Origin of the sequence: Vibrio sp. ZF57, assembly GCF_001691235.1 — a bacterium.
GTDB classification, from domain to species: domain Bacteria; phylum Pseudomonadota; class Gammaproteobacteria; order Enterobacterales; family Vibrionaceae; genus Vibrio; species Vibrio crassostreae_C.
On sequence record NZ_MAKD01000110.1, the window covers coordinates 1 to 6,257 of the forward strand.

5 protein-coding genes and 1 pseudogene are annotated in these 6,257 nt (G+C 43.0%); 5 read left to right on the forward strand and 1 reads right to left on the reverse strand.

Features of this window, described 5'->3' with window-relative positions:
* Positions 1 to 132: 132 nt before the first annotated feature.
* Positions 133 to 1,041 (forward strand): IS5 family transposase, encoded by a 909-nt coding sequence (locus A6D97_RS16975; protein WP_065584868.1) that lies wholly within the window; start codon positions 133 to 135, stop codon positions 1,039 to 1,041.
* 249 nt (positions 1,042 to 1,290) lie between these two features.
* On the opposite strand, the gene A6D97_RS16980 is transcribed toward A6D97_RS16975, so the two are convergent.
* Entirely contained in the window at positions 1,291 to 2,319 is a 1,029-nt protein-coding gene (locus A6D97_RS16980; RefSeq protein ID WP_065584869.1) for an IS110 family transposase, read from the reverse strand.
* A gap of 145 nt (positions 2,320 to 2,464) precedes the next feature.
* Here A6D97_RS16980 and A6D97_RS16985 point away from each other — a divergent pair, with 145 nt between their 5' ends.
* The 4 genes and pseudogenes from A6D97_RS16985 to A6D97_RS17000 form a co-directional block, all read left to right on the forward strand.
* Positions 2,465 to 3,601, forward strand: coding sequence for an ISAs1 family transposase (locus tag A6D97_RS16985; protein ID WP_065584870.1), 1,137 nt, complete (start codon positions 2,465 to 2,467; stop codon positions 3,599 to 3,601).
* Positions 3,602 to 3,773: 172 nt separating this feature from the next.
* Positions 3,774 to 4,568 (forward strand): helix-turn-helix transcriptional regulator, encoded by a 795-nt coding sequence (locus A6D97_RS16990; RefSeq protein WP_083190245.1) that lies wholly within the window; start codon positions 3,774 to 3,776, stop codon positions 4,566 to 4,568.
* Between the two features lie 190 nt (positions 4,569 to 4,758).
* Positions 4,759 to 5,640: a helix-turn-helix transcriptional regulator gene (locus tag A6D97_RS16995; protein ID WP_139074326.1), complete on the forward strand. Its 882-nt coding sequence runs from the start codon at positions 4,759 to 4,761 to the stop codon at positions 5,638 to 5,640.
* Between the two features lie 139 nt (positions 5,641 to 5,779).
* Positions 5,780 to 6,148: pseudogene (locus A6D97_RS17000) on the forward strand (transposase); the annotation flags it as partial.
* Between the last annotated feature and the right edge of the window lie 109 nt (positions 6,149 to 6,257).

Here is a 6,257-nt window from a genome sequence, read left to right on the forward strand (position 1 = left end):
TAAAAAACAGTATATGATCACACCTAAATCTGATCATCAAATCGATCTTGAATGGGCGTTGTTGCCTAAATCAATTGAACCTTTTCCAAGTCCTGCGATCTGATCCTTTATGATGGTTAGAGCGGTGACAACATGGGTAAGGCGAAAAAGAAGATAACTAACTGGGCGGAGTACAATAAGGCTTTGTGCAAACGGGGCTCGGTTACGTTCTGGATAGATGATACAGCCGTAGATGCATGGCGATGCAAAACTCATCATGGTAAGCGTGGGAGAGGCTTTCAGTACTCTGATACAGCGATTGAAACCGCCTTGATGATTAAGGGCATCTTCTCTCTTCCTTTACGTGCTCTTCAAGGCTTTATCGACTCTATCTTTGAGCTATTAGATGTTCCACTAACGTCCCCTGACTACACCTGTATCAGTAAACGCTCGAAGACAGTTCAGGTCAAATATCGCAATAAATCCAAAGGAGCTATTCGCCATATAGCCATTGACTCGACTGGTCTCAAAGTTTTTGGCGAGGGTGAATGGAAAGTGAAAAAGCACGGCGCCGAAAAACGCAGAACTTGGCGTAAACTGCACTTAGCTGTTGATGTAGAAACTCATGAGGCCATTAGTGCAGAAGTCAGTCTTGTAAGTGTTGGCGATAACGAAGTGCTGCCAACATTACTCAACCCTTTACGTAGAAAGATCCATACAGTATCTGCTGATGGAGCATATGACACAAAAAGTTGCCATGAGACTCTGAAAAATAAGGGCTGTACTCCGTTGATACCACCTCGAAAGAATGCGGCTCTTTGGGAAGATGGGCATCCCAGAAATGAAGCTGTAGAGGCTCTTAAAAACGGAACAATAACGGAGTGGAAATCTGAGTCTGGTTACCACTATCGCTCAATATCTGAGACCGCAATGTCTCGATATAAAGGACTAACCAGCGGTAAATTGAGCTTGAGATGTTACAACGCTCAAGTGGGAGAAATCATGGCGAATGTCAAAGCTATAAACAAAGTCATAGGACTAGGTATGCCTGTTAGAAGCTAACGATTAGTCAAATATGGCGTCGTTGAACCTCAAGCTGATTTGATCATATATGGACACTTCCTATTGGCAAGTAGTAAATCTGAAAGTTTTAGGTAAAAGATTGCAGACATATATCCGAGTTCAAGGACTCTTAATGATTTCCGCTGAGCATGCTCTTATCAACAACACGAACTTGAAAGTCCTAAGATCAAATCAGAGTTCCATACTCACGGTCTTACCTGTTTTCTCATTTCCACTTCATGCGCAATTTTAGATAGATAGTAATTCAGGATTAGAGTGTTGCTGATTAGCCAATAAAGCCCATGCAATTCGAGCATTCCGATTAGCTAGTGCGACTATTGCAACATTCTTGTGTTTTCGTTTCAGTAAGTCATTCAACCAGCGGTGAGTATAAGTGGTTGGCTGTTGCTTTAAGTGCCCAAGAACAGCTCTTGCACCATGCACTAGTAGTCTTCGTAAATAGCCATCCCCCCGCTTGCTTATACCAAGCAATACTTGTTTGCCACCCGTTGAAAACTGCTTAGGTACAAGTCCAATCCATGCAGATACCTGCCGTCCATTATTAAAAGATGCGGGGTCACCTATACTTGCAACAAGTGCGGTGGCAGTTATAGGGCCAATTCCAGGGATCTCTGCGATTCTTTTAGAATCAACATTCGTACTGTGCCATTGTTCAATTTCTTTTGTTAACGCACTAATTCGTGAAGAAAGCTCATCAATTAGTTCTTTTAAATGAGTAACCACGCAGCGAATCGGTGGCGTCAAATTATTTTCAGCATCCTCTAAAACCAGAGGGAGCTGCTTGTTAAGTGATGCACTTCCTTTAGGAAAGACAAGACCAAACTCAGCCAGCAACCCACGTAATTGATTAGTTTGGCCAGTTTTCATTGAAACTAACCTTTCTCTAGCTTTGTGAACAGAAAGGATTGATTGCTGTTCAATCGATTTTATAGGTACGAAACGCATGTTAGGGCGAGTTACCGCTTCACAGATTGCTTCAGCATCAGCGGTATCGTTCTTATTTGATTTCACATAGGGCTTAACAAACTGCGGAGGCATAAGTTTAACGTCATGACCAAATTGCTTGAATACTCTTGCCCAATAATGAGCACTGGAGCAAGCTTCCATACCAACAAGACAAGGAGGCATATTGGTCAACGTTTCGGACAACTTCTTTCTGCTGATATTTTTCTTCAAAAGAACTTTGCCTGATGAATCTACTCCGTGAAGAGCAAAAGAAGATTTAGCTAAGTCGATACCTAAAGTTGCAATGGTCATGGTCTCTTCCTCATTTATGTTACCGACTATAAGTTTAGACGGTGGGTGGAAGTGTCCATATCATTAACAACGCCTTATAAATGGGAACTTTTGAATAAACGGGAGATCAGAGCAGCTAGTAATTCTCTATTGTAATGTTTTAAGTATGCCTGACTCTTTTCTCCAACATTTTGAAGCAATTGAAGACCCACGTATTGATCGATGTAAGCGACATGAACTTCTCGATATTATCTTTTTAGCCGTTAGTGCCGTCCTATCAGGAGCGGAAGGCTGGGAGCAAATTGAGGATTTTGGTTCTCATCGCTTAGATTGGCTCCGACGTTATCGCCCTTTCGAATACGGTATTCCACGGCATGACACCATCGCTCGCGTTATATGCCGTCTTAAGCCAGAAGAAATTGAGAGAGCGTTTCAAAGCTGGATGAGTTGTCTTATTGAGTCTACAGGGAGTGATGTCATTGCCATCGATGGTAAAACTGCTAGACGTTCTTTTGATACGCGTGAGAGGCGAAATCCACTCCATGCGGTCAGCGCATGGAGTCGTCAACATCAGCTCGTTCTTGGGCAAGTTGTGGTTGACGAGAAGAGCAACGAGGTAACCGCTATCCCAAGATTACTCACATTACTTGATATTGAGAACTGTATCATCACGCTGGACGCAATGGGATGTCAAAAAGACATCGCTAAACAGATAGTGAAAGGTAAAGCGGATTACGTATTAGCCTTAAAGGGCAATCACTCAGGAATGAAAGCTGAGCTTGAAGCTTGGTGGCATAAATCAATGCGAGAAGGCACCACTTCTGAGACGTATGATGAGTACAGTGAAGTTAGTGTAGGTCATGGACGCATTGAAACTCGTCAGTGTGAGCAGTTAATCGTTGATAGAAACTGGTTAGGAAAAGGTTATCGCTGGGATGGTTTACAGAGTGTAATCAAAGTGACCGCTATGGTTGAAGAAAAATTGAGTGGTAAAAAATCGGAGGAAACTCGATGGTATATCAGTTCATTACCCCTCAACGCGCAGCAAGCATTGGATGCAATAAGAAGCCACTGGCAAGTAGAAAGTATGCATTGGATGTTAGATGTAACGTTTAGAGAAGATGAATCGCGTATCCGTAGGGGCACCGGAGCCTTAGCTTTCAATGTATTGAGAAAAATCGCACTAAGTCTTTTCAAACAAGATAAAAGTAAAAACATCAGCATGGTAAGAAAGAAGAAGATAGCGGCTATTGATGACGAATATCGCTCAGCCCTTTTAAAGACTGGAATTAAAATGCTCTAGCCGTGATCATAAGGGAATGAATATACCAGTGATCATTGAAGATGCTTGATTTTCAATAGAATCAGGATCATGCTACGAACCATGAAAATTACACTGACTCCTCAACAGAAACTACAACTCGAACAATAGCGTCTATTATTATTGTTAATACAATAAATAAAGGGGGCGTAATTTGTTTGGAGAATACTTGAAAAAGTTAAGGCTCGAAAAAGGTCTCACCCAGAAAGGACTCAGCGCATACCTGAACTTAGCCAGCCCCGAGTTCGTAAGCATCGACTCGGTTTCAGTAAGCCGTTGGGAACGGGGCACCACAACGCCACACCCAGTGAGAGCAATCAAAATACTCCGCACCTTAACCAATGATTTGATGCCTTACTTGACATCACTTGAGTGGGAGGACGAAGAGGACATCATGAGCAGAATGGTGTATGAGCGATTTTATTCCACCAAGGCCGCCATCTATTCCGCCTCTTACTCACGCGTAGGCAACATATCAGCGCCCATCATCATTGAAAAAACGATAGACCCAGATGCAGATAAAACGTTCTTTGAGAGTATCCAACATTTTTTACACACTTCTCAGTCCGGTTACCCTGGTTTAGAAGCACTAGACCTCCATTATCTATACAAAACAAGAAAGCTGCTTTTAAACGTATATATTGATAAACAGAGCTTGGAAATTGTTGGCCACAATCTCGCGGTTTTCTTTGATAGCACAGAGTTAGACGCCACCTTCATCACCCCATATAGCACGCTGCCTTTTGACAAACTCAAACCCTATTCTAAAAATGCTCCACTCGCGATATGCAGCCTCAGCCGTTTCGCCACCAGTGAATCTGCCTTTGATATCGTGCATGCCAACTTTGTTCGTTTTATGGCGCCTCTACTATCACTATTTAAGCGGTCCTTTATTTTTGGATTATTTAGTGGAGATTGGGGCCGAAAAAGTAGGTTACGATACGCCTGACCCTTACGGTGCCGTAAAAATTGGCAGCCAAGCATTCAGGCATGGTTTATTAAAAATTGAAAGCGCCGTGATTTTATCTCGCCCTGAAATCGTACGGTTGCTCAACAAAAGCAGAATCAGCGAAGACACGAAAACCGATTGATTCGGAGGGTATCCTTTGTCATTACTATTTGCACAATACTTACAAGAAATGCGTAAGAAGCACAAGTTCACTCAGCAGCAAGCAATTGACCACTTGCTTGAGGTTGACATTGCGTTTGATAAATTAGACATCACTACTTACAGTCGGTGGGAAAGAGGTGTCACCGCCCCGAAACTGGCGAAACAGTTGATGATCATACGAGCCTTTGGAGGAGACATCACTGCCTTGATGCAAACAACGAAGGAAGACACAAAGCTTACATTAGAATTTGAGCGCGCCATTAACGACATTCACTACCCATACGTTATTGAAGAAAAGTTGCTCCCAGAGGTTCGTTCTCCTTCAGAGGCATCATCCCCCATCATGTCACGTGTTCTGTCTTTTACTGAACATTATTTGGGGTTAGAAGTCAGTCAGGAATTACTCAACAACCCCAATGTAATCCTATCGACCATAATAGATAAAACCGGACACCTAGTGGCGCACTCCCTATACAGCTTTGTGCCTGCCGACACACCAAATGAACAGTTAGAACCCGCTAACAGTCACACTTGTCCCTTCACTACAATAGAGAAAAGTCAGGGGCTACCATTAAGTCTCTACAATATATCAGGGTATGCATCACTACCAAGCCCACGTGTAGCTATGTTTATGAACACACTCGATATCATAAAAAAACACCCGGAAGTGAAATATCTAATCACGAACTGTCATAGGCATTCCGTATACAGTCTGTATGACGCGTCTGCAGAAGTGGAAATACTGAGTCGAGGAGAACGTCTTAAAGACGGAGGGGTAAAAGTATTTGGTAAATCTTACCGCTACGTGAGGATTAGAGTCACGGCAGAAAGCCTCCTTGCGTCCAAAGTGGTTTCTCCTCTACTCCCTGACACGACTCCACTCTTGGATGCGTTTAAACGTCAAACCTAAAAATATGCCAACAACCAGGGGGTTAGAGTTAGGCGGAGAAGGAAGTTTCCATACCAACCAACACTCAAGATCTCTACTCGATAAGGCTTGCTCTATAGTAAGTCTTTTGTAAACGCCCCGTGGGTTCATGGGGCGTTTACGTAAAATCATTGAGATATCAGGTGATGGCGCTTATGACACAAGGAATTGCCATGATGCCATACGGATAAAGCGAGCGGTTGCGCTTATCCCGCCACGAGAAGGCGCAGCCTTCTGGGAGGAAGGACATCCTCGCAATTTAGCAGTAGGTTGTCAGAAGCTATACGGCTCCAACAAGAAGTGGAAAAAGCGTTATGGCTATCATAAGCGCTCGCTATCAGAGACAGCAATGTATCGAGTGAAACAGTTGTTAGGTGGGAAATTAAGCCTGAGGAACTACAACGCTCAAGTTGGTGAGACTTACGCCATGATTAAAGCGCTGAACAAGCTTACAGGGCTTGGTATGCCTGAAACTCAGTATGTTGTTTAATAATTACTCAATTTTCGGGCAATTTGGTTTTCTGTCCGAATTACGCAACAAAGCCTCTTGAATGTATTGAATTTGTTGTGACTTCAGTGTACAAATTAGTGGAAACATC

Bases quoted from the DNA above. Each gene is read 5' to 3' on its own strand.
- A6D97_RS16975 (WP_065584868.1), top strand. From the start codon at position 133: ATGGGTAAGGCGAAAAAGAAGATAACTAACTGGGCGGAGTACAATAAG.
- A6D97_RS16980 (WP_065584869.1), bottom strand. From the start codon at position 2,319: ATGACCATTGCAACTTTAGGTATCGACTTAGCTAAATCTTCTTTTGCT.
- A6D97_RS16985 (WP_065584870.1), top strand. From the start codon at position 2,465: ATGCCTGACTCTTTTCTCCAACATTTTGAAGCAATTGAAGACCCACGT.
- A6D97_RS16995 (WP_139074326.1), top strand. From the start codon at position 4,759: ATGCGTAAGAAGCACAAGTTCACTCAGCAGCAAGCAATTGACCACTTG.